Origin of the sequence: Stenotrophomonas sp. 2619 (assembly GCF_040548725.1) — a bacterium.
GTDB lineage: Bacteria > Pseudomonadota > Gammaproteobacteria > Xanthomonadales > Xanthomonadaceae > Stenotrophomonas > Stenotrophomonas maltophilia_AP.
Window position 1 is genome coordinate 42,288 of the sequence record NZ_JBEPSF010000025.1, and the last position, 18,511, is coordinate 60,798.

The window sequence follows — 18,511 nt, forward strand, 5'->3', positions numbered from 1 at the left end:
GTGATGCGCCGGGACCAGGGTTCCGCCATCGGCGCCCGGTTTTTGTCGGCCGCCGGGATGGCGTACGCTGCCACCCCCTTCCGTGTCCCCCCTGCCATGTCCCTGCAGATCCGTCGCGCCACCCCGGTCGATGCACAGGCTGTGTCGGCGATCGCCATCGCCACCTACACCGAGACCTTCGGCGATTCCTACCCGCCGCAGGACCTGCACGCCTTCCTGGACGAGCATTACAGCCCGGCGCCGCAGCGGCGCGAACTGGAGGACCCGCACAGTGCGGTATGGCTGCTGGAAGATGACGGGCGCGCGGTGGGCTATCTGGCCGCCGGCCCGAATACCCTGGCGCACGCCGATGCTGTCGACGGCGATGTCGAACTCAAGCGTCTGTATGTGCTGGCCAGCCACCAGTCCGGGGGCCACGGCGCACGCCTGATGGAGGCGTTCCTGCACTGGCTGGATCACCCGGCACGCCGCACCCTGTGGGTGGGCGTGTGGTCGGAAAACTTCGGCGCGCAGCGCTTCTATGCGCGCTACGGCTGCGTGCAGGTTGGCACCTACCACTTCGTGGTGGGCGACAGTCGCGACCTGGAGTTCATCCTGCGCCGGCCCTGATCAGACAGGGCCGGCACCTGGCTCAGAAATCGAACAGGTCCGACAGGAAGCCTTCTTTCTTCTTCTTGCGGTAGCCGTGCTGGTCGCCGTACTGCTGCTGGCCCAGGTGGCGGGTATCACGGTGCTGCACGGCCTGCGGCGGCGGCGGCGGCGTGGCGGCGCGCACCGGGGCGGCCGCATCGGTGGAGCGCTCGATGATCTTGTCCAGTTCGCCGCGGTCCAGCCACACGCCGCGGCACTGCGGGCAGTAGTCAATCTCGATGCCCTGGCGCTCGGACATCACCAGCGCCTGGGTCTTGCATACGGGGCATTGCATCGTCGTGGCTCCATGGATCAAACCCCGACTCTACCCTGCCGCGCCTGAGCGCCGCGCAACGTGCGCATGACCGGGAGCCCTTGACCCATGCGCCCCCATGGCAACGGCCCGCGCGCTCTGTCACAGGGCTGGCCGCGCCGGGCAGGTATGCGCTGCTGTGGCGCACGGCATACGGCCCCGCCTGACGTGCACGATCCCCTCACCCGGTGCCGCCGCATACTTGCGCGCCATTCCGAACCACTGCCAGGGAACACTGCGTCATGTTGCTGTCCAAGCGCCACGTTGCACCGCGCGTGCTGTTGATTGAAGACACTGAAGAAACCCGCGAACTCAGCCGCATGGTGCTGGAAAGCCAGGCCTGTGATGTTGCCGCCGTGAGTTCGGCCGAGGCCGCGCTCGGCCTGCTGCAGGCCGGCGAACGGTTCGACCTGGTGTTCACCGACGTCTGCCTGGGCGGGGTCAGCGGCATTGAAGCGGCGCACCGCATCAAGCAGTACCAGCCCAGCCTGCCGGTACTGGTGACCTCCGGGCTGGAGCCGGCCGACGTGCTGCCGCAGCTGCGCCCGGGCATCCACTTCCTGCCCAAGCCCTACTCGATGAGCGAACTGCTGGACGCCATCCGTGCGTGCTTCCAGCAGCAGGACGTCGGCCAGGCCGCCTGATCGGCGGTCTTCATCCGGTTTTCATCGGCAACTGTCATCGTCCGGTTCGACGGCCCGCTGTCGCGCCCGCCCGGGCCAGCGGTGCAACGCTTCCCTGCCACCGGAACCGCCACCATGCAGATCCGCCTGTTGCTGACCGCTCCGCTGTTGTTTGCCGCGTCGATCGCCGACGCGCGCGCCGATGACCTGGTGACCTGCGAAAGCCGCAACAACCGCTACCAGTCGTGCGACCTGCCCCGCGCCGGCTACGTCAGCCTGGAGCGCACCTTGTCCGGGGCGGACTGCCGGCAAGGCCGAAGCTGGGACTATGACCGCCGCCAGGTGTGGGTGGATGACGGCTGCCGCGCCACCTTCCGCGTACACGACGGTGGCTCGCGCGACGACGACCACGGCGACAACCACGACGCCAAGGTCGCCGCCGGCGTGCTGATCGGGGCGGCCATCCTGGGCGCGCTGGTGCACAACGCCAACAAGCAGGACGACCGCTACGACGACGACAACTACCAGGGGCCGCGCCACAGCTCCTACGTGCCGGGCTGGATGGTAGGCGAGTTCGAGGGCTACAACCCCATCTACGGTGCCGACATCCGCATGCGCATCGACAGCGACGGACGCATGTCCGCCCAGGCACGCGGGCAGAACCTGAGCGGCTGGGTCAACGGCGGCCAGCTCAACGTGGGCGGCAGCGTGTTCGACATCAACCAGAGCCGGGACGGCTTCGTCACCACCGAAGTGGGCGATCGCCAGAACGAAGTGCGCTACCGCCGGGTGCGGTAGCGCACCGGCGTCACCCGGCGGCCTTGCAGCTCAGCGTGGTGCCGTAGAAGTCCAGCGTGGCCTCGCCCTGGTGTTCCCAGAACTCCACGCCTTCACGGGTGTAGCGGCTGCCGCTTGCGGCCTGGGCCGGGAACACGATGGCCTGGTCCTTGCCCAGGCTGACCACTGCGGCCTGCGGGTCCAGTTCGTTGTAGAACACCACGCTGACCGGCTTGCTGGCGTCGTCGCACTGGTAGTGCACCGGCGTGGGCGCGGGCACGCCGCCACTGCCGATGTTCAGTTCGACGATGCGGGTCTGGTAGGACTCGATCAGGCACCGGTGGCGGTCGACCGCCTGCCAGCAGGCATCACGGCCCTTGACCCAGCCCCGTTGCTCGGCGGCGATATCCAGTTCATCCGGGCTGGTCTGCACGCGCTTGTAGAGCGCGGCCAGCTGGCGGTCGAGCGCGGCCAGGCGGGCGTCGCCGCAGACCAGTTTCTCCGACTCGGACTGCGCCTTGGCGCAGTCGAACGACGGCGGCTGCAAGGTGGCATCGGTCGCGGCGGCTGGCGCGCCTGGTGCCGGGGCAGGCGTCGTGGTGGCGGGCGGTTGCGCCGGCGCGGCGGTATCGGACGGGGCCGGTTTGGAACAGGCCGCGAGCGCAAGCGCCCCCACACCCAGCAGGACGAATCGGTTCATGGCACCTCCAACAACAGTCAGCAAAAGACGCGCTATTGTGCGCCCGCCGCCGCGTGTTGGGTGTGCACAAACAGATCGCTCAGGGCGTGGCGGCCACCGGGGTGAACAGGGTGCGCAGCGCCAGCAGCGCGGCCGGGTGGTAGAGCGTCTGGTGGCTTTCATCGGGCAGCGCCACGTAACGGCGCTTGACCCCTGGGGCATGCGCCGTCAGCACCTCCATGAAGCGGGCGCTGGGCACGGCGATGCCGCGCTCGGCACTGGTGGCCACGAACACGGTCTTGCCCTGTGGCGCGTGGAGGGCTAACAGCGCCTCGGTTTCATCAACCAGCCCGCCCCGGTTCCACCACAGGCTGGGATCCAGCGCGATGTAGGTATCGAACAGCGCGGGGTCGCGAAGCAGCGTTTCCACCACGAACAGGCCGGCCAGCGATTCACCAATAATCGCCGTTTCCGGCGTGGTCGCGTACCGCCGCCGCACCTGCGGCATCAACTCGTCGCGCAGAAAGCGGCGGAACGCGGCCGATCCGCCCACCCGCGGCGCGATCCGGCGGTCGTCCGGATCGGAGGTGGGGCCGGTCATGTCGCGGCGACGCTCGGTATTCTCGATGCCGACCAGCAGGAACGGGCGCATGCTGCCGTTGGCTACCAGTACCTGGACCAGGCCAGCCACGTGCAGAAAATCCTCGCCGATGCCACCGTCGGGCATATACAACACCGGCAGCGGCTGGTCGGCCGGCACGTTCCAGGCCGAGGGCCGGTAGACGTTGATGCGTCGGGTTTCCCCCACCGCCTGCGACACCAGCACGAAGGTATCGCCGATCACCAACGGCGTTGTGTCGTCTGCGGACACTGGTGTCCCGGCGCGCGCGTTCGCCGCACCCACCACCGACACCAGCAGCATCGCCACGCATACCAGCGCCCCGCGAAACCCTGCCCGCCGCCACGTGCGCCCCTGCTGCCTGTCCGGAAGTGCTGCCATGCGTTGTCGTCCGTCATCGAAGGCCCCATCGGCCCGCGCGCATTATGAACACGGCGCCGCGCATGAACGCCAGACCATGCTCACGGCCACCCTGACCCCGCCCTCATGCCAGTGCGACCGCTGCGTAACAGCACCGGGTCCAGTGTGGATCGCACGACATCACGTCGTCCTGGAGTACCGCAATGTCCACCATGCAGAACAACGAAAACAACGTCCAGAAAAATGCCGCCGCGCAGACCGACCAGCAGAAGGAGCAGGAGCGCAAGGACACATTGGCCAAGCAGCAGAAGCAGGAACAGGACAACAAGGACGCACCGAAGAACCCGCAGCAGAAGTAACTGCGACGCAGACAGTGGGGCTGCGCGCTAAGCGCAGCCTCATGCCGCCGGTGATTTCCTCCCGGCCCCCTCTGGTGTGAACAGCACTACACCTCGCGCGCGCGAAGACCGTCCAGCCGACCATGCAGGTGCTGCCAGTCGTGCTGCGCGTGGCGCATCATCTCGTCCAGCATCGGCCGTGCATCCTCCGGCAACGCCGCATCCTGCAACGCCGACTGCAGCGCATGGATAAGCCGGGCGCGCGACGCCTGCGCCTGGCTGACGTATTGAATCCCGGCATCTCCCAACACCGTGCCCAGCCAGCCGAAGCCTGCCCGCACTGCACCGAGCACGGTGCCATGCCGTGCGGGTCGCCCGCCAGCCTGACGCACGCGCCTGCCGAGGGTGTCGATGATGGCGGCGCTCGAGCCGGCCATGCGCATCATCACCGCGCAAAGCGCGGCATCGTCGCCCTGGGTTCTGGCCACCGCGCGGGCATGCAGGGCATGGCCGTCGTGCGCCACCGCGATGATCCGGTTGAGCAGGCGGACGTAGTGTTGGCGGCTCACGGTGTGCAGGGACATCACATGGCTCCGCTGGAGTGCAGCCCCAGCTTTTCCATCGCCTCCAACCTGCGCCCGGCAGTGGAACGGTGATGTGAGGCCGGTGTTATCCCGCGCCCCTGAGCGCTTTCGCCACCGCGCCGGGTTGGCTAGGATCGGGATTCGCAGGCGCAGGCAGCGCCCTGGCAGGGAGCACGGCGATGTCGGCAGGACATGCACTGAACACAGGGGCGCTGGTGGCACTGGCGCTGTCGATGGCCTTTGCCAGCCACGCAGCGACGCCCGGCATTGATCGCGAGGCCTGGCGCGGCGACCTGGCGGTACTGAAGCAGACCCTGCAGGATGACTATGCGCACCTGGCCTGGGTGGCCTCCACGCAGAGCGGCGTTGACCTGCCCGCGCTCGATCGCGATGCGCAGCAGGCCATCGCCATGGCCGGCAGCGATGACCAGGCGGAACAGGCCCTGCGCACGTTCCTGGCCGGGTTTCACGATGGCCACCTGAAGCTGCTCGATCGGCAGACAGCCGCCGCGCCCGTCCCCGCCCCCGCCGCGGTGGATCCGCGCACGCTGGATGCGTCCACGGGCTGCGCGGCACTGGGCGTTCTGGATGAGGGTCGGCACGACTACAGCGTGCCGCTGCAGGCCCTGCCCGGCTACCACGCCACCGCCGGTGGGGCCGACCCGGCACTGCGCAGCGGGGTGATCGCGCTGGCCGATGGCCACCGCCTGGGCCTGCTGCGCCTGCATGAATTCGATGCGCTGCGTTACCCCGGCCTGTGCCACCGCCTGTGGGGCCAACTGCGGCACGCCGACGCGGTGAACGACATGCGGGCCACGTTGAACGACGCCTGGGTGGCCGAGATCGCTGCGACGTTGCGGCGCTTCCAGCAGCAGGGCGTGGATGCGGTGCTGGTGGACGTGGGCACCAACCCCGGCGGCGACGACAGCGGCGACACGCTCGCCCGCCTGTTCAGTGCCGCGCCGGTGCAGTCGGCATCGCTGTGGGTCAGCCAGTCGGCGGCCGGTCGCGACTACCTGCAGGAGCAGTACGAGCGCATCGACGATGCCCTGCGCCACCACCATCCCGACGCTACCGCGCGCCCGCTGCTGGTCCAGCAACGCGACCGCTTTGCCGCGTCGCTGCGCGCCACCCAGGCGCCGGCCTGCGACATGACCTGGGTGTGGCAGGCACCGCGCGACTGGCCGACGCTGCCCTGTCGGCAGCTGGTCGCCGCCGGCAGTTCGGGCGGCCCGCTGCCCACCCCGGCGGTGGACGCGATCGACGATTTCCTGATTGCCCATCGGCTCGACTGGGCGCAGGACCTGCGCCGGCACTGGGCGGCCTGGCAGGGGCCGGTGTATGTGCTCAGCGATGCGAAGACCGCCTCCTCGGCGGAAATGTTCGCCGCACGGCTGCAGGACAACCGGATCGCACGCGTGGTCGGAACCACGACCGGCGGCTACGGCTGCGGCTTCATGAGTCCGCCGCCACCGCGCGTTTTGCCGCACTCGCAGCTGCGCATGCGCATCCCGAACTGCGTGCGCCTGCGCGCCGATGGCAGCGACGAAGTGGCCGGCATCTCACCGGACCTGCCCATCGACATGACCGCCAACGCACCGGCCCGCGCCCGCGCGCAGCAGGTGCTGGAGGCGGTAGGCGCGGACCTGGACCGGCACTGACCCGCGGCGGTCAATCCACTGTGCAATCCGCGTCGCGCATCGGATGCGGCAGCACTTCGATGGAGTGCTCGTCCAGCTGCGCCAGCACCGCTTCCGGGCCACGCTGGCTGCGCCAGCCCAGACCGATGCTGGCCGCGCCAGCGTCGTGGATGCGGTCGATCACCGGTAGCGCCCAGCCGCGCCGGTCGTACTCGGCCAGCCACTGCGGGCAGCGCCGCGCCAGGACCGCGCGCGGTTCACTGACCAGCCGTTCGCAGTCTTCCGGGCCGAACGGCGTGGCGCCGCTGGCGATGTAGCGCTGGAACATGGGTCCGGTGTTGCGCAGGGCCGCCGCATGCGCATCGGCCACGTCGCGCACGTCGATGCCGCGATGCAGGCGATACAGCAGCATGCGCTGGGCGGTTTCAGGGAAGCACCGCGACATCCGGATCACCCGCACCTGGAACCCGGGGCTGGCCGCCTCCTCCAGCCAGTGCTCGGCCGCCAGCTTGGAGCGGTGGTAGACCGTGCGCGGTTGCGGCACGGTGCGCTCATCGATCCACGTGCAGCGCCCCGGCACGATCGCATGGCCGTACAGCGCGGTAGTGCTGGTGAATACGAAGCGCGATACCCCGGCATCGCGGGCCAGCATCGCCAGGGTACGGGTGCCTTCCACATTGATGCGATGGAATTCGGTGTCGGGCATCAGCCCCACATGCGGGGCGTGCAGCGCCGCGCAATGGATCACGGCATCCACACCCATCAGCGCCGTGCGCAGCGTCCGCATATCGGTGATATCGGCCACGTGCCGGGTGGTGTTGAAGGGGCTGCGGTCAACCCCGACCACCTCGTGCCGTGCGGACAGCGCGCCGAAGATCGCGCGCCCCACCCGGCCTGAACTTCCTGTCAGGAGAATCTTCACTGTGTGGCACTTGGTCAGCGCCCGGGAGCTACCGGGATGACTTGATTGTAGCCAGAGTCGGCGCCGGGGCGTCCAGCGTTGCAGCCTGCCGGACGTCGGAATCGGTGTGCCTTCTGCGCGCGCTCAGCGCCCGGCCGTGTCCGCCGGCTGTTCAGCGGGACCGCAGGCGTCCCAGCGCAGCGTGCCGTCCTCGCCCTGCAGGACGGCGTTGACCGTCGGCGCACCGTCTGAATCCACCACGCAGAAGTACCCGTTGAACCAGCGCGATTGCGGTGCCCCGCGCGTGGCCGGCGCACTGCTCCACAGCTCCACCTGGTAGCGCTTGCCGGGCTGCAGGCGCGGCGGTGGTGACGTGCCACCGTCGCCGTAGCGCAGGCATTGATCCGGGGCCAGTGTGGGTTCGGCCTGGCCATCGCGCAGGAAATGACGTTCCCAGATCGCCGCACCGCCCGAACCGACCTCCATCACCGACACCCCGGTTATCGTCGCGGGTGCGTCGCCGTCGCGGGCGGCGGGCACGCCGAAACAGGGAACGCCCTCCCGTTCCTTGACCAGCGCCTGCTGATAGCGGCCGGCGGGCGAGGCGCAACTGGCCAGGCCCGGCACCAGCACACCGATCAACAGCAGGGAAACATGCAGAGGGGTCATTGCGTCGTCCTGGGCAGGGTGTTCGTGTCCCTGCGCGCGGCGAGGAAGCGCTGCAGGGTGCGTTCAAGCTGGAAGCAGTATCGGGCACCTTACGGTAGCCCGCAGTGTTCATGCGTGACCGTCGACCCGCGGAAAGCCACCAGCAACGCGTGCGCCTGCGGGCGTTCGGCTACCCTGCGTGCCGGTGCAGACTTTTCCTGATGGACGTCCCATGCTGCTGGATGCGTATCTCCGCGATCACTTTGTCGACAAACCCACCTGCGCAGCGCTGGCAGGCATCACCGTGCAACGTCTGGATGCGCTGATCGCGGCCGAGGCCATTCCGGCGCCTACGTACCGCTGCAACGCGGGGGCGATCCACTCGGCCGCGTTCGGAGCGATCGACACCGATTCGCTGCTATCCGGCGAGTTCTTCCGCCCCGAATGCACCCGCTGGGTTCGCATCGCCGCAGACGCCGCCGCGGGTGAGGAGCGCGCGGCCGTGCTTTCGACGTTGGCGGGCGAACTGGCGGCGTATCTGCACACCTGCGGCGACGACGCGCGCTTGGTGGACGCAAAGGTGGACGCGCTGCTTCCCCACTTCTTCAACGGCACATTCGGCCTGTGCGTGGCCGACCCGTCCAGTGGCAAGGGCATTGCGCGAAAAGAGGTGCTGCAGGAAACCCTGATCGCGTTGACCTGCAACGGCAGCAACCCTGCCCCGCCCGCCATCGCGGCTGGCGAGCTGCTGGCGTTGATCGATGATTACGCCGACGCCGCCATGCCTTTCTCGCCCGCCGAATACGCGCGCAGCAGCAGGAAGCGGCTGGTGGAGGACCTGCGTCCACGCGTGCTCGGCGCCCATCAGGCGACGCAGGAAGGGGCGGCGTAGCGCTGCGGCGGGCCGCGACGTACTCCCAGCGGGGTGCATCACAGCAGGAAGATGATGGGGATGTCAGCGGAGTTCGTGCTGTCGTTTGACGACAGGGGCTGGTATGCGACCCATCCGGACGCGCTGAAGCGGCAGATAACCCGGCTTGAGACGTTTTCCAGCGGTGTTGGCGCGCATGAGTTCCGCCTGGTGGGCACCGAGCCGAGGGGCCCGGACGCGTGGTGCTACGACGTACGCCTGTTCCTGGAAGACGACCGTGTGTTTCTGGAGATCAGTGCTCACCCCGCCAGCATCGAAGCGGACCTTGCACAGCTGTTTGGCTGGGTCCGCAGCTGTACCGGGATGTCGGTGGACGATGAGGATGGCGCGCCGTCCGGCTGGTAGAGAGGCGTTGCGCTGCAGTGGCACACCTTTCAGCTCTGGCCGTGCCGTCGCGCGGCGGTGTTGCCGTACCCGCAGTGATGGGGCCTGACCACAAAAAAGGCGCCCGGTGGGCGCCTGATTCGTCGCTGCAATGGTGGGCCGTGATGGATTCGAACCATCGACCAAAAGATTAAAAGTCTTCTGCTCTACCAACTGAGCTAACGGCCCATTGCATGCCCCGGCATCGCTACCGGGGGTGCGCATTCTAACCCACAAGGCGCTCAGGCGAAACCATCTATCGCTCAGGCGTAACGGGTCGGGTCGGCCACGCCGGCATCGGTGAAGCCCTGCGCGCGCAGGCGGCAAGCATCGCAGTGGCCGCAGGCCGCGCCGGTGGCGTCGGCGTTGTAGCAGGACACGGTCAGGCCGAAGTCCACGCCCAGGCGCACGCCTTCACGCACGATGTCCGCCTTGCTCAGGAACTGCAGCGGCGCGTGCACCTGGATGCCCGCGCCTTCGACGCCGGCCTTGGTAGCCAGGTTGGCCAGGGCCTGGAAGGCGGCGATGAACTCGGGGCGGCAATCGGGGTAGCCGGAGTAGTCCACGGCGTTGACGCCGCAGAAGATGTCGCTGGCGCCCAGCACTTCGGCCCAGCCCAGCGCGACCGACAGCATGATGGTGTTGCGCGCCGGCACGTAGGTGACCGGAATGCCCTCCCCGCCCGCTTCGGGTACCTCGATGTCATCGGTCAGGGCCGAGCCGCCGATGCTGCGCAGGTCCACGTTGACGGTCTTGTGCGCCACCACGCCCTGCGCCTGGGCGACGGCGGCGGCCGCATCCAGCTCCGAGGTGTGGCGCTGGCCATAGCGCACGCTGAGCGCATGTACGGCGAAGCCCTGTTCCTGGGCGATGGCGATGACGGCGGCGGAGTCCATGCCGCCGGACAGGAGGACGACTGCTTTTTTCATGAGGGGGTGTTTCCGGTGGGTTGCGGGAGCCAGCACGCTGTCCCGCGCCGGGATGAAAACTGGAAAATGAGGCGTGGCGAGCGGTCGTCGCGCGCTCGCCAGCCGACCTCAGCGGCCGGGTTCGTCGTTCCAGAGCAGCTTGTGCAGCTGCATCTGGAAGCGCACCGGCAGGCGGTCTTCGACGATCCAGTCGGCCAGCTGGCGCGGGCTCACCTGGTCCTTGCTGGGCGAAAACAGCACCATGCTGCGCTCGTTGAGGCGGTGCTCGGCGACCATGCCGCGTGCCCACTCGTAGTCCTCGCGGCTGCACAGCACGAACTTGATCTGGTCGCGGCGGGTCAGCAATGGCAGGTTCTCCAGCCGGTTGCGGGCCATTTCGCCGGACCCGGGGGTCTTCAGGTCCACCACCCGCGAAACGCGGGGATCGACCGCGCTGACGTCCAGCGCGCCGGAGGTTTCCAGCGACACGTCCAGCCCTGCGTCGCACAGCTTCTCCAGCAGCACCAGGCAGCGCTTCTGCGCCAGCGGTTCGCCGCCGGTCACGCAGACGTGGTGGACGCCCTGGGCCAGCACCTCGGCCACGATCGCATCGATATCCCACCAGGTGCCGCCGTGGAAGGCGTAGGCAGTGTCGCAATAGGTGCAGCGCAGCGGGCAGCCGGTCAGGCGCACGAACACGGTCGGCCAGCCGGCGGTATCGGCTTCGCCCTGCAGCGAGGTGAAGATCTCGGTGATCTTCAGGCGCGGGAGGGGCGACTGCACGATCTCGCTGGGGAGCGCGGCGGCGGCGGACAGGGAAACGGTCATGACGGTGATTCTTGGGAATGCGGCATCGGAAACGACAACAGCCGGGCGTGCCCGGCGGTTGATGCAGCGGGGCAGATCCCGGCACACGATGCAGCCGGGCAGAGCCCGGCTCTACGAACGGTGATTATACCGGGGCGGGCTTGGCGGTGCCCGGGCGGCGGTTCAGCGGATCTGCTGGCCCAGCCGGATCGACTGCAGGCGGTCCTGCGCGGTGCGCGCGGCGTCGCTGCCGGGATAGGTGGAGACCACCTGTTCCAAGGTAGCCTGGGCCTGGTCGACCTTGCCTTCGCCATACTGCGACAGGCCGATCTTGAGCAGGCCGCCCGACGCCTTGTCGTGGGTCGGGTAGCGCGAGATGAGGTCGCGGAACTGCGCCTCAGCCAGCGGGAAATTTCGGGTGGCGTAGTAACTCTCGCCCAGCCAGTACAGCGCATTGGGGGCGTAGACGCCGTTGGGGTACAACTCGAGGAAGCTCAGGAACAGCTGCGCGGAGTCGTCGTACTTGCCGGCCTTGAGCGAATTGAAGGCGACGTTGTAAGCCGTACGCTCCTCACCACTGGCAGCCAGGCTGCCGGCATCGCCATGCACGGAGGGCGGCCGCTCGGAAGCGGCCGTTGCCGGTTTCGGTGCTGCAGCGGCGGGCGCAGGTGCGCTCGCAGCGGGTGCGGCAGGCAGCAGCGGGGCGCCACCTTCCAGTCGGTTCAAGCGGCTGTCCAGGTCCAGGTACTGGTCCTTGGCGGTCTGCTTGAGCTGCTCGTTGTCATGCTGCAACTGCTCCACCTGCGACTGCAGGGCCTGCACCTGGGTGCGAAGCTGGGTGAGCTGGTTGAGCATGTCCATGTTGGACTGGTTGTTCTGGGCCTGCTGCTCAAGCGCGCCAACGCGGTCGGCCAGGCTCTGGCGCTGCGCATTGGCCGGTGCGGCAGCCACGAGGGCTGCCGCAACGATCATCGATAGAAATCGAAAGCGCATCTATTACTGAGCCGTGTACACGATCTCGACGCGACGGTTCTGCGACCAGCAGGACTCGCCCGACTCGGTGCAGACCGGACGCTCTTCGCCGTAGGACACGACGGTCAGCTGCGAAGCCGAGCCACCGTTGGCCTGCAGGGCGGAGTTGACGCCATTGCCACGACGCTCGCCCAGGGCCTGGTTGTACGCGCGCGAACCGCGCTCGTCGGTGTGGCCCTGCAGGGTGATGCGCGAGGACGGACGGTCACGCAGGTACTTGGCGTGGCAGGCCATGATGGCCTGGAATTCCGGCTTCACTTCTTCCTTGTCCAGGTCGAAGTACACCACGCGCTGGCGCAGGCAGGAATCGGTGTCCAGGTCGCCCGGGCCGTACAGGCCGGAGGTCGACGGACCGCTCGGGGTGGTGGTCGAGGAGCCGGTGTCAACCGGGGCTGCCGGCTGTTCCTTCACCTTCTTCGAGCAACCGGCCAGGGCGGCCACGGACAACAGGGAGACAAGCAGAACGCGGGTGGTCTTGTTCATGGCGATACCTTTGAGGCTCCTAAAGCCGGATGTGGGATGAATACGGTGGAAATCTTAACACTCTGTTAGCGCTTTGTACGGTAAGGCGACCAAGAAGGCTCACGTACGTCACCGTCGGCCAAAACCAGCCGCTGGCGCACGCGCGCATCGGCTGAGACGGCGTACAAGACGCCGCGACCACCCTCACGGGCGGCGTACAACACCATGCTCGCGTTGGGCGCAAAGCTCGGCGATTCGTCCAGCGAACCCGGCGACAGCGTGCTCCAGCGCGCCGAACCCAGGCTGCTGTCCATCATCGCGATCTTGTAGGTATTGCCGCTGCCCTGGGCCACCACCAGCTTCTTGCCGTCGAAGGACAGGCTCGGGGTGGCGTTGTAGTTGCCCTGGAAGGTCACGCGCGAGGCGCTGCCGCCACTGGAGGGCACCTGGTAGATCTGCGGGCGGCCGCCACGGTCGGAGGTGAAGTAGACGCTGGACCCGTCGGCGCTCCAGGTCGGCTCGGTGTCGATGGCGAAGTGGTTGGTCAGCTGGGTCAGCTGCTTGCTGCCCAGGTCCATCACGTAGATCTCCGGGTTGCCGCTGCGCGACAGCGACAGGGCCAGGCGGCGGCCGTCCGGGGAGAACGACGGGGCGCTGTTGATGCCGCGGAAGCTGGTGACCAGTTCGCGGGCGCCGGTGGAGATGTTCTGGATGTAGATGGCGGAATTGCCCCGCTCGAAGCTGACGTAGGCCAGGCGGTTGCCATCCGGGCTCCACGACGGCGACAGCAGCGGCTCGGCCGAACGGACGATGGTCTGTGGGTTGAAGCCGTCCGAATCGGCCACCATCAGCGCATAGCGCATGGCGTCGCCCTTGCCGCTGGCGGTGACATAGGCGATGCGGGTCCAGAACGCGCCGCGGACGCCGGTGATCTTCTCGTAGATGGCGTCGGCCATCTGGTGGGCGACGTCGCGCATGGCATTGCCGCGGGCGGTCATCGCCAGGCCCAGCAGGCGCTCGCCCTTGGGCACGTCATACAGTTCGTATTCGACGCGGTAGGCGCCGGCACCGGCGTCCATGACGCGGCCGACCACGATGTAGTTCTGCTTCAGCGCACGCCAGGTGGCGAACTGGATCTCGCTGCCCCGGGTCGGCTTTTCGACGATCTGCGCTTCCGGCAGGGTGCGGAACTGGCCGGAGCGCTCCAGGTCGGCGCGTACCACGGCGGCGACGTCGGTCTGCGGTGCACCCGCCGAGCCCTGGTAGGGCATCGGGACCACGGTGATCGGGGTTGCGGACGCATTGCCGCCGATGATGTCGATATCCAGCCCCTTCTGCTGCGCCAGGGCAGCAAAGGGCAACAACAGGGCCGCAACAACGGCAAGCCAACGAGGCATTTTCTTCATGGACCACTCAAGGGAAGGAAAACCGGAACGAGGGATAGCAGGACGGCGGTGAACCGTTTCGCAATCATGAACCAAAGGGACGTGAAAGCAGAGTCACCGCAGCACGAAACTCACAGTGTGTTAACGATTGGCATCCCTGCCAGCGCCCCTGCACGCTCAGGGCGAGGTAAAACCGATGTTGAGGTTGCGGTCGAACACGGCCTCGAAGCCCTTGTAAGGCAGCGGTTGGGCGCGCAATACCGCGCGCTCCAGCGCCGCCTTGCCGGCCGCATCGAACTGGCACGCCGCATCAAGCTTGACGCTCACGATCGTTCCGCCCGGCAGCTGGGTGATGGCCACCCGGCAGTGCTGGCCTGACGCCATCGACGCCGGGGGCAACCACGACGCAATGATCCGGTCCCGGATCGCCACCGCATAAGCGGTGCGCAGGCTGACCTGAGCCGCCACCGGCGCAGCGTGTGCCAGTGCAGGCAGCAGCAGGGACAGCAACAGGGCCATGGCAATCGGGGGAAACAGCTTCATCGTGCGGGGCTCTGCGCAGGCAGGACCCAAGGCCAACGGCCCGGGCTCAGTCCTGCGCGGTGAAGGTGAAGTTGATGGTGCGCTGGAAGACCGTCTCAAAGCCCCGGTATGGCAGCGGCTGGGCATTGAGCACGGCCGCTTCGATGGAGCGGCGGCCGGCCTCGTCGAACGGGCAGTCCGGGCTGACCTTGGCGCTGTTCACGGTGCCACCGGGCAGCTGCTGGATGACGATCTTGCAGCGCTGGCCGAACGGCACGTTGTCCGGCCGGGTCCACGAGGCCAGCACCTTCTGCTGGATCGCGGCGGCGTACTTGGCCTGCAGGTCGTCGCTGGTACCGCCGGCACCGGCCGCCGGCTTGGCAGCGCCGGTGGCGCCGGTGGTGGCCGCCGTGCCGCTGGCCGCGCGCGCGGCTGCCACCTGGCGCAGCTTCTGCTCGGCCAGCTTGGCTTCCTTCTCGGCCTGCTCGCGCTTGCGCCGGATCTCGGCGATCTTCTGCTGGCGTTCGGCTTCGGCCTTGGTGTCGTTGGCCTTCTGCTGCTGCTCGGCCAGCTTCTTCTGCTCGGCCTCTTCCTGCTGCTTGGCCAGGCGCAGCTTCTGCTCGGCCTGTTCCTGGCGCTTGCGCTCGGTCAGGTCGATCTGTTCCTGGCGGCGCTTGGCCTCCTGCTCCTGCTTGGCCTTCTCGGCCGAGATTGCCAGTGCGCTGACCGCGTCCTGGTCAATCTTGTCGGGCTGGGCCACGCGTTCCTGCGCCTGTTGCTGCTGCGGGGTGGGCGCGTCCTGCGGGCGCGGCTCCTCGATCGGCTGCGGGGGCGGCACGGTGTCTTCGGGAATGGGCTCGGGCTGGGCGACCGGTTCGGGCAGGTCGGGCAGCTTTTCCGAGGCACGCAGCGCCTGGCGCGCGGCGGCGGCCTCGGAGGCCGACAACTGCAGGCTGGCCTCGATCGCCGGGTCGCCGGCGGCGGCCTCGGTGGTGCGTTGCGGCGACCACAGCCAGGCGCCGATGAACACCAGCGCGAGCAGCAGGTGCACGCCAAGCGCCAGCGCGATCGGCAGACCCCACTTGTCTTCCGGCTGGCGCTGCGGTGGCAGGGCTTCAGCGTGCATCGGTCGCCAGGCCCACCTTTTCCACGTTGGCGCGCTTGATCACGTCCATCGCCGCGACCACCTTTTCATAGGCCACGGCCTTGTCGGCCGCCACGATCACGCGCAGGTTCTTGTCCTGGGCGGCCAACGCGCCCAGCTGCGCCTGCAGCTGGCCCGGATCCATCGGGGTCGGGTCCTTGGCCTCGGGCAGCTTCAGGCTGAGCTGGCCGTCCAGGCGCACCGACACGATCACCGGGTCCTGCTTGCTTTCCAGGGCCTTGGCCTGGGAGCTGGGCAGGTCGACTTCGAAGCTCAGCGTCAGCAGCGGCGCGGTGACCATGAAGATGATCAGCAGCACCAGCATGACGTCGATGTACGGCACGACGTTGATTTCGGATTTGAGCTTGCGGCGCTTGCGGCGGCCGATGGCAGCAGTCATGGCAGGGTCCTTGGTGCGGGGCGCTTACTCGTCGCCGGCGCTCTGGCGCTGCAGGATCGAGCTGAACTCTTCTGCGAAGGTTTCAAAACGGACCGACATGCGCTCCACGCGGGTGGTGAAGCGGTTGTAGGCCCACACCGCCGGGATGGCCACGAACAGGCCGATGGCGGTGGCGAACAGGGCTTCGGAGATGCCCGGGGCGACCGAGGCGATACCGGCCTGCTCACCGCTGTTGATCATGTCGTGCATGGTCACCATGATGCCGAACACGGTGCCGACCAGGCCCACGTACGGGGCGGTCGAACCGATGTTGGCCAGCAGCTCCAGGCTGCGTTCCATCTGGTCCACTTCGCGGGTGTAGGTGGTGCGCATGGCGCGCTGGGCGCCTTCCAGCTGCGCGCGACCGTCCAGCCGACGCTTGTCGCGCAGGCGGGTGAATTCGCGGAAGCCGGCTTCGAAGATCGCTTCCAGGCCGCCCACCTTGCGGTTGCGGTCGGTGGCCGAGCTGTACAGCTTGCCCAGGTCGGCGCCGGACCAGAAGCGGCTTTCGAACTCGTCCGCTTCGCGGTTGGCGGCGTTGAACACGCGCGCCTTGCGGAAGATGATCACCCAGCTGATGAACGAACCGGCCAGCAGCAGCAGCACGATGATCTTCACCGGCAGGCTGGCCTTGACCATCAGGTCCAGGTAGTTGATGCCACCGCCATGCGCGGCCTGCGCAACCGTCTGCGCCGCAGCACTGGTCACTTCCTGCGGCAGCGCCTCGGTCACCGTGGCCTGCAGGGCCAGGAGCATTGCGATCATCCGTTGTTCCTCACTGTGCGGATACTTGAAGTTCGTAGGGTTTCAACGCGGCAAGGAGGACATCGTCCATGCCACGCGGTTTGAAGGTGGAGGCATCCAATGCCGCAATCCTGACCTGGGCGGTCAGCAGCGTTTCATCGCCGCGACACACGCGCTGGTCGAACACCATGCTGGCGCGCTTGCACTGCACCAGCGTGGCGGTCACCGCCAGCGCATCGTCCAGCCGCGCCGGCTTGAGAAAGTCCATGGTCATCGCGCGGACCGCGAATACCAGGCCATGGTCGGTGCGCGTGCGCTCCTGGCCAAAGCCCAATGCCCGCATCCATTCGGTCCGTGCCCGCTCCATGAAGGCCACATAGCGTGCGTGATAGACCACGCCGCCAGCGTCGGTATCTTCCCAGTAAATGCGTGTCGGCCAACTGAACCGGGGCTCAATTTCCATCAATGGCCTCGGCAAACAGGTCCGCGGGGGGATTCTTCGGCTTCAGGCCCATGTGCCGGTACGCCTTGTGCGTGCACATGCGGCCGCGCGCGGTGCGGATCAGGAAGCCCTGCTGGATCAGGTACGGCTCGACCACGTCTTCCAGCGTGCCGCGCTCTTCGGACAGGGCCGCAGCCAGCGATTCGATGCCCACCGGGCCGCCGTCGAAGTAGTCGACCATGGTCCGCAGCATGCGCCGGTCGAGCTCGTCGAAGCCTTCCGGGTCCACCTTGAGCATCTGCATGGCCGCCTGCGCCACGTCCTGGTCGATATGGCCGGCGGCCTTGACCTGGGCGTAGTCGCGCACGCGGCGCAGCAGGCGGTTGGCGATACGCGGGGTGCCGCGCGAGCGCCGCGCGATTTCGGCCGCGCCTTCGGCGGTGCAGTCGATGTTGAGGATGGCGGCCGAGCGACGGACGATTTTCGTCAGTTCTTCCGGGGTGTAGAACTCGAGCCGGTGCACGATGCCGAAGCGGTCGCGCAGCGGCGCGGTCAGCAGCCCGGCCCGGGTGGTGGCCCCGATCAGGGTGAACGGCGGCAGGTCGATCTTGATCGAGCGGGCCGCCGGGCCCTCGCCGATCATGATGTCGATCTGGAAATCTTCCATCGCCGGGTACAGCACTTCCTCGACCACGGGCGAGAGGCGGTGGATTTCGTCGATGAACAGCACGTCGTGCGGCTGCAGGTTGGTCAGCAGCGCGGCCAGGTCGCCGGCCTTTTCGATCACCGGGCCGGAGGTGACCCGCAGTGCCACGCCCAGCTCATTGGCGATCACGTGGCTCAGGGTGGTCTTGCCCAGCCCGGGCGGGCCGAAGATCAGCACGTGGTCGAGCGCGTCGCCCCGGGCCTTGGTCGCCTCGATGTAGATCGACAGCTGCTCGCGCACCGGCGCCTGGCCCAGGTAGTCGGCCATGCGCTTGGGGCGGATGCTGGCGTCGGTGCCCTCGTCTTCGCGGGTGGCACCGGCACCGATGATGCGGTCGTCTGTCATGCGGCAATTATGCGGCAAACGGAGCGCGATCCGCGCTCCGGGTAGTGCCGGCCGCTGGCCGGCGCCCCCCCCCCCCCCCCCCCCGGGGTGGGGGCGGGCCCGGGGCCGGCCCGCCGCCCACCCAACCCCCGCACGGAGGGGGGGGCCGCGGGGCGGGCCGGGCCGCACC

At 68.1% G+C, this 18,511-nt stretch carries 24 protein-coding genes and 1 tRNA gene; 7 read left to right on the forward strand and 18 right to left on the reverse strand.

Annotation, left to right across the window (positions count from 1 at the left end):
- Window positions 1–96 precede the first annotated feature (96 nt).
- Window positions 97–609 (forward strand): GNAT family N-acetyltransferase, encoded by a 513-nt coding sequence (locus ABIA71_RS19895; RefSeq protein WP_354287596.1) that lies wholly within the window; start codon window positions 97–99, stop codon window positions 607–609.
- Window positions 610–631: 22 nt separating this feature from the next.
- On the opposite strand, the gene ABIA71_RS19900 is transcribed toward ABIA71_RS19895, so the two are convergent.
- Window positions 632–925 carry a TFIIB-type zinc ribbon-containing protein gene (locus tag ABIA71_RS19900; protein WP_038686751.1) on the reverse strand — a complete coding sequence of 98 codons (294 nt, stop codon included), beginning with the start codon at window positions 923–925 and terminating at the stop codon, window positions 632–634.
- Between the two features lie 260 nt (window positions 926–1,185).
- On the opposite strand from ABIA71_RS19900, the gene ABIA71_RS19905 reads away from it, so the two are divergent.
- Window positions 1,186–1,587: a response regulator gene (locus tag ABIA71_RS19905; RefSeq protein WP_128097278.1), complete on the forward strand. Its 402-nt coding sequence runs from the start codon at window positions 1,186–1,188 to the stop codon at window positions 1,585–1,587.
- Window positions 1,588–1,701: 114 nt separating this feature from the next.
- Window positions 1,702–2,364, forward strand: coding sequence for a DUF3011 domain-containing protein (locus tag ABIA71_RS19910; RefSeq protein WP_354287598.1), 663 nt, complete (start codon window positions 1,702–1,704; stop codon window positions 2,362–2,364).
- A 10-nt stretch (window positions 2,365–2,374) separates the two neighbouring features.
- Here the strand turns inward: ABIA71_RS19910 and ABIA71_RS19915 are convergent, their stop codons facing one another.
- Window positions 2,375–3,043, reverse strand: coding sequence for an MliC family protein (locus tag ABIA71_RS19915; RefSeq protein WP_354287600.1), 669 nt, complete (start codon window positions 3,041–3,043; stop codon window positions 2,375–2,377).
- Window positions 3,044–3,122: 79 nt separating this feature from the next.
- Entirely contained in the window at window positions 3,123–3,944 is an 822-nt protein-coding gene (locus ABIA71_RS19920) for an alpha/beta hydrolase (protein ID WP_502961288.1), read from the reverse strand.
- A 260-nt stretch (window positions 3,945–4,204) separates the two neighbouring features.
- On the opposite strand from ABIA71_RS19920, the gene ABIA71_RS19925 reads away from it, so the two are divergent.
- Entirely contained in the window at window positions 4,205–4,360 is a 156-nt protein-coding gene (locus ABIA71_RS19925) for a hypothetical protein (RefSeq protein ID WP_181393968.1), read from the forward strand.
- A gap of 86 nt (window positions 4,361–4,446) precedes the next feature.
- Here ABIA71_RS19925 and ABIA71_RS19930 read toward each other — a convergent pair whose 3' ends face one another.
- Entirely contained in the window at window positions 4,447–4,923 is a 477-nt protein-coding gene (locus ABIA71_RS19930) for a ferritin family protein (protein ID WP_354287602.1), read from the reverse strand.
- A 179-nt stretch (window positions 4,924–5,102) separates the two neighbouring features.
- Here ABIA71_RS19930 and ABIA71_RS19935 point away from each other — a divergent pair, with 179 nt between their 5' ends.
- Window positions 5,103–6,584 carry a S41 family peptidase gene (locus tag ABIA71_RS19935; protein WP_354287604.1) on the forward strand — a complete coding sequence of 494 codons (1,482 nt, stop codon included), beginning with the start codon at window positions 5,103–5,105 and terminating at the stop codon, window positions 6,582–6,584.
- A gap of 10 nt (window positions 6,585–6,594) precedes the next feature.
- On the opposite strand, the gene ABIA71_RS19940 is transcribed toward ABIA71_RS19935, so the two are convergent.
- Both ABIA71_RS19940 and ABIA71_RS19945 read right to left on the reverse strand, forming a co-directional pair.
- Complete coding sequence (locus ABIA71_RS19940) at window positions 6,595–7,485, reverse strand: NAD-dependent epimerase/dehydratase family protein (protein WP_354287606.1); 891 nt, start codon at window positions 7,483–7,485, stop codon at window positions 6,595–6,597.
- Between the two features lie 123 nt (window positions 7,486–7,608).
- On the reverse strand, window positions 7,609–8,133 hold the full coding sequence (locus tag ABIA71_RS19945) for a hypothetical protein (protein ID WP_354287608.1): 525 nt from the start codon (window positions 8,131–8,133) through the stop codon (window positions 7,609–7,611).
- 211 nt (window positions 8,134–8,344) lie between these two features.
- Here ABIA71_RS19945 and ABIA71_RS19950 point away from each other — a divergent pair, with 211 nt between their 5' ends.
- Together ABIA71_RS19950 and ABIA71_RS19955 are read left to right on the forward strand one after the other, a co-directional pair.
- Window positions 8,345–9,004, forward strand: a complete 660-nt coding sequence (locus ABIA71_RS19950; protein WP_354287610.1) for a DUF6058 family natural product biosynthesis protein — start codon at window positions 8,345–8,347, stop codon at window positions 9,002–9,004.
- A gap of 60 nt (window positions 9,005–9,064) precedes the next feature.
- On the forward strand, window positions 9,065–9,388 hold the full coding sequence (locus tag ABIA71_RS19955) for a hypothetical protein (RefSeq protein ID WP_354287612.1): 324 nt from the start codon (window positions 9,065–9,067) through the stop codon (window positions 9,386–9,388).
- 131 nt (window positions 9,389–9,519) lie between these two features.
- Here ABIA71_RS19955 and ABIA71_RS19960 read toward each other — a convergent pair.
- The 12 genes from ABIA71_RS19960 to ruvB form a co-directional block, all read right to left on the reverse strand.
- Window positions 9,520–9,595 (reverse strand) — tRNA-Lys (locus ABIA71_RS19960).
- Window positions 9,596–9,669: 74 nt separating this feature from the next.
- Complete coding sequence (queC, locus tag ABIA71_RS19965) at window positions 9,670–10,335, reverse strand: 7-cyano-7-deazaguanine synthase QueC (protein WP_354287613.1); 666 nt, start codon at window positions 10,333–10,335, stop codon at window positions 9,670–9,672.
- A gap of 108 nt (window positions 10,336–10,443) precedes the next feature.
- Window positions 10,444–11,142 (reverse strand): 7-carboxy-7-deazaguanine synthase QueE, encoded by a 699-nt coding sequence (gene queE, locus ABIA71_RS19970; protein WP_354287615.1) that lies wholly within the window; start codon window positions 11,140–11,142, stop codon window positions 10,444–10,446.
- Window positions 11,143–11,304: 162 nt separating this feature from the next.
- Window positions 11,305–12,114 (reverse strand): tol-pal system protein YbgF, encoded by an 810-nt coding sequence (gene ybgF / locus ABIA71_RS19975; protein WP_181394053.1) that lies wholly within the window; start codon window positions 12,112–12,114, stop codon window positions 11,305–11,307.
- 3 nt (window positions 12,115–12,117) lie between these two features.
- Entirely contained in the window at window positions 12,118–12,636 is a 519-nt protein-coding gene (pal, locus tag ABIA71_RS19980) for a peptidoglycan-associated lipoprotein Pal (RefSeq protein WP_038686727.1), read from the reverse strand.
- Between the two features lie 65 nt (window positions 12,637–12,701).
- Window positions 12,702–14,021: a Tol-Pal system beta propeller repeat protein TolB gene (gene tolB, locus ABIA71_RS19985; protein ID WP_354287618.1), complete on the reverse strand. Its 1,320-nt coding sequence runs from the start codon at window positions 14,019–14,021 to the stop codon at window positions 12,702–12,704.
- A gap of 156 nt (window positions 14,022–14,177) precedes the next feature.
- Window positions 14,178–14,543: a TonB C-terminal domain-containing protein gene (locus ABIA71_RS19990; protein ID WP_354287620.1), complete on the reverse strand. Its 366-nt coding sequence runs from the start codon at window positions 14,541–14,543 to the stop codon at window positions 14,178–14,180.
- A 46-nt stretch (window positions 14,544–14,589) separates the two neighbouring features.
- Window positions 14,590–15,648, reverse strand: coding sequence for a cell envelope integrity protein TolA (gene tolA, locus ABIA71_RS19995; RefSeq protein ID WP_354287622.1), 1,059 nt, complete (start codon window positions 15,646–15,648; stop codon window positions 14,590–14,592).
- Window positions 15,638–16,066 carry a protein TolR gene (tolR, locus tag ABIA71_RS20000; protein ID WP_159497643.1) on the reverse strand — a complete coding sequence of 143 codons (429 nt, stop codon included), beginning with the start codon at window positions 16,064–16,066 and terminating at the stop codon, window positions 15,638–15,640. The genes tolA and tolR overlap by 11 nt, the downstream gene beginning before the upstream one ends.
- Window positions 16,067–16,090: 24 nt before the next feature.
- Entirely contained in the window at window positions 16,091–16,870 is a 780-nt protein-coding gene (tolQ, locus tag ABIA71_RS20005; protein ID WP_038686716.1) for a protein TolQ, read from the reverse strand.
- Window positions 16,871–16,880: 10 nt separating this feature from the next.
- Window positions 16,881–17,312, reverse strand: a complete 432-nt coding sequence (gene ybgC, locus ABIA71_RS20010) for a tol-pal system-associated acyl-CoA thioesterase (protein WP_128095693.1) — start codon at window positions 17,310–17,312, stop codon at window positions 16,881–16,883.
- On the reverse strand, window positions 17,302–18,342 hold the full coding sequence (ruvB, locus tag ABIA71_RS20015) for a Holliday junction branch migration DNA helicase RuvB (protein WP_038686712.1): 1,041 nt from the start codon (window positions 18,340–18,342) through the stop codon (window positions 17,302–17,304). Before ruvB ends, ybgC begins: the two co-directional genes overlap by 11 nt.
- Window positions 18,343–18,511: the final 169 nt, after the last annotated feature.

What these genes read in the sequence shown, in the direction of transcription:
- ABIA71_RS19895 (WP_354287596.1), top strand. Translation starts at nt 97, where the DNA reads ATGTCCCTGCAGATCCGTCGCGCCACCCCGGTCGATGCACAGGCTGTG.
- ABIA71_RS19900 (WP_038686751.1), bottom strand. Translation starts at nt 925, where the DNA reads ATGCAATGCCCCGTATGCAAGACCCAGGCGCTGGTGATGTCCGAGCGC.
- ABIA71_RS19905 (WP_128097278.1), top strand. Translation starts at nt 1,186, where the DNA reads ATGTTGCTGTCCAAGCGCCACGTTGCACCGCGCGTGCTGTTGATTGAA.
- ABIA71_RS19910 (WP_354287598.1), top strand. Translation starts at nt 1,702, where the DNA reads ATGCAGATCCGCCTGTTGCTGACCGCTCCGCTGTTGTTTGCCGCGTCG.
- ABIA71_RS19915 (WP_354287600.1), bottom strand. Translation starts at nt 3,043, where the DNA reads ATGAACCGATTCGTCCTGCTGGGTGTGGGGGCGCTTGCGCTCGCGGCC.
- ABIA71_RS19920 (WP_502961288.1), bottom strand. Translation starts at nt 3,944, where the DNA reads ATGCTGCTGGTGTCGGTGGTGGGTGCGGCGAACGCGCGCGCCGGGACA.
- ABIA71_RS19925 (WP_181393968.1), top strand. Translation starts at nt 4,205, where the DNA reads ATGTCCACCATGCAGAACAACGAAAACAACGTCCAGAAAAATGCCGCC.
- ABIA71_RS19930 (WP_354287602.1), bottom strand. Translation starts at nt 4,923, where the DNA reads ATGTCCCTGCACACCGTGAGCCGCCAACACTACGTCCGCCTGCTCAAC.
- ABIA71_RS19935 (WP_354287604.1), top strand. Translation starts at nt 5,103, where the DNA reads ATGTCGGCAGGACATGCACTGAACACAGGGGCGCTGGTGGCACTGGCG.
- ABIA71_RS19945 (WP_354287608.1), bottom strand. Translation starts at nt 8,133, where the DNA reads ATGACCCCTCTGCATGTTTCCCTGCTGTTGATCGGTGTGCTGGTGCCG.
- ABIA71_RS19950 (WP_354287610.1), top strand. Translation starts at nt 8,345, where the DNA reads ATGCTGCTGGATGCGTATCTCCGCGATCACTTTGTCGACAAACCCACC.
- ABIA71_RS19955 (WP_354287612.1), top strand. Translation starts at nt 9,065, where the DNA reads ATGTCAGCGGAGTTCGTGCTGTCGTTTGACGACAGGGGCTGGTATGCG.
- queC (WP_354287613.1), bottom strand. Translation starts at nt 10,335, where the DNA reads ATGAAAAAAGCAGTCGTCCTCCTGTCCGGCGGCATGGACTCCGCCGCC.
- queE (WP_354287615.1), bottom strand. Translation starts at nt 11,142, where the DNA reads ATGACCGTTTCCCTGTCCGCCGCCGCCGCGCTCCCCAGCGAGATCGTG.
- ybgF (WP_181394053.1), bottom strand. Translation starts at nt 12,114, where the DNA reads ATGCGCTTTCGATTTCTATCGATGATCGTTGCGGCAGCCCTCGTGGCT.
- pal (WP_038686727.1), bottom strand. Translation starts at nt 12,636, where the DNA reads ATGAACAAGACCACCCGCGTTCTGCTTGTCTCCCTGTTGTCCGTGGCC.
- tolB (WP_354287618.1), bottom strand. Translation starts at nt 14,021, where the DNA reads ATGAAGAAAATGCCTCGTTGGCTTGCCGTTGTTGCGGCCCTGTTGTTG.
- ABIA71_RS19990 (WP_354287620.1), bottom strand. Translation starts at nt 14,543, where the DNA reads ATGAAGCTGTTTCCCCCGATTGCCATGGCCCTGTTGCTGTCCCTGCTG.
- tolA (WP_354287622.1), bottom strand. Translation starts at nt 15,648, where the DNA reads ATGCACGCTGAAGCCCTGCCACCGCAGCGCCAGCCGGAAGACAAGTGG.
- tolR (WP_159497643.1), bottom strand. Translation starts at nt 16,066, where the DNA reads ATGACTGCTGCCATCGGCCGCCGCAAGCGCCGCAAGCTCAAATCCGAA.
- tolQ (WP_038686716.1), bottom strand. Translation starts at nt 16,870, where the DNA reads ATGATCGCAATGCTCCTGGCCCTGCAGGCCACGGTGACCGAGGCGCTG.
- ybgC (WP_128095693.1), bottom strand. Translation starts at nt 17,312, where the DNA reads ATGGAAATTGAGCCCCGGTTCAGTTGGCCGACACGCATTTACTGGGAA.
- ruvB (WP_038686712.1), bottom strand. Translation starts at nt 18,342, where the DNA reads ATGACAGACGACCGCATCATCGGTGCCGGTGCCACCCGCGAAGACGAG.